Source organism: Protofrankia sp. Cr1, assembly GCF_963555865.1.
GTDB lineage: Bacteria > Actinomycetota > Actinomycetes > Frankiales > Frankiaceae > Protofrankia.
The window spans coordinates 1,715-3,325 of record NZ_CAUVXO010000671.1; the positions used below are offsets into that span (position 1 = coordinate 1,715).

At 70.8% G+C, this 1,611-nt stretch carries 1 protein-coding gene; it reads right to left on the reverse strand.

Annotated elements, in window-relative coordinates; genetic code table 11:
* Nucleotides 1-4: 4 nt before the first annotated feature.
* On the reverse strand, nt 5-1,611 hold a 1,607-nt coding region (locus U9980_RS27770), incomplete at its 5' end, for a helicase-associated domain-containing protein (protein WP_322770637.1).

The following is a 1,611-nucleotide window of genomic DNA, read 5'->3' on the forward strand; positions in this document are numbered from 1 at the left end:
GGGATCAGGATGCGGGGCTGACGGATTCGATGTTGGCGACGGAGAACTCACGTTGGCCGTTGCGCAGGTGGCACCAGGCGTCGATCCACTTGCCGTAGAGCTGTTGTGGCTGGATCTTGCGAACCGTCCGGGTGCCGTTGGCGTCCCGGTAGGTGATGACGATGTCGCCGCAGTGGTCCATGGCGTCGGCCAACAGCGCCAGTTCCGCCTCGTTCAGGCGGGTGTTCAGCCGCGCCAACAGCCTGAGCGCGCCCGCGTCCGGCATCGTGTCGTCGTCGGGATGCGCGGCCAGCCGGCGGGCGAGATCAACCGGGGAGACCCGTGGTGGCCTGCGGGCGGGGCTGTTGAAGCGGGGGGATCCTTGGTGTTCCGGCCGGCGCGGCACGATCATCGTGCCGGCGGCGTCCTCGGCGATCGGGTAGAAGCCGACCTCGCGCAGCCGGGTCAGGACCACCTCAAGCTTCAAGGGGCTTGCCAGGACGGTGGGTGCCAGCCGGCTGAGCTGCAGTTTGGCAAGCGACCGGGTGTGCAGGACCTCGGCGGTCGTCGCCTCGTCGGCGACGACGCAGCAGCGCATGCCGCGCACGCGCACATGGCCGTGCCGGCGTGCGACATCGGTGATGAGGTACTCCAACGGCTGCGGCACGGCATGAGCCGACATGGTGCGCAGCTGTGCGAGAAGGTCGTCCGCGGCCCACCCGGCGTCCAGAGCGGCACGCACGCTCGACGACGTGAAACGCCACGTCCCGGCGGCACCGCGAGACTCCGCGACGGCGGCGTCGCGCAGCAGCTGGACGGCGCCCGCATTGGGCTGGCCAGCCACCATGGCGGTCAGATCCGACTGAATGATCACGCTGAACGTGGCTTCGGGCAGCAGCCCGCCACACCGTCGTGCCAGTTCCTCGACGGCATCGGCCGGTGCCGCCTCGTCGACGGCTAGCAGGTGTTCCCCGAGTTCGGACAGCACGTCGACGGCGACCACTCCGAGCAGTTCCGCCTCCCGCACCGCTGCGGCGATCTTGTCGTCGCGCCGGACGGGGTCATACCCGTGCAGCGGGCAGAACCAGTCGATCTCCCGGCCGGTCGCGCGAACCGAAGCACCCGGGCCAGCCGAACCGGCCGCGCCCACCATCGTCCGCCGTAGCCAGCCTGCCCCGGACATCAGTGGCAGCGGCGGCGGGAGCTCCTTGTCACCTTCGATCTCCCGGCTGGACGGCGCGTGCTCGAGGGCGAACCACGCCGACGCGAGCACGGCCCATCGCAGGCCCATCTCAGCGGTGCGCCAATCCTGGTAGTCCGATGTCGGCGCATACCCGCCGTCGGTCAGGCCCAGCAGGCCGGCGGCGTACGCGAGATCGATCCACAGCAGGAGGTCGCCCTCGGGCATGGACAGTCGTTTCGCGAGCCGCGACCGTTCCCGAGGCCCCACTCCACCCTTTTTCAGGGCCACCACAGGGGTGGCGCGGGCCTCGTCGAGAAGGGCCGTCACCCGCCCCACCGCACCTTCGGCGGCGGCCTGGGCGCCGGAACGCACCATCGTCGCGTCGACGTCCGGGTGGGGGATCATCGGCCGGCCGGTCAGGGCCAGGTCGGTATCGGCCCGCCAGGCGG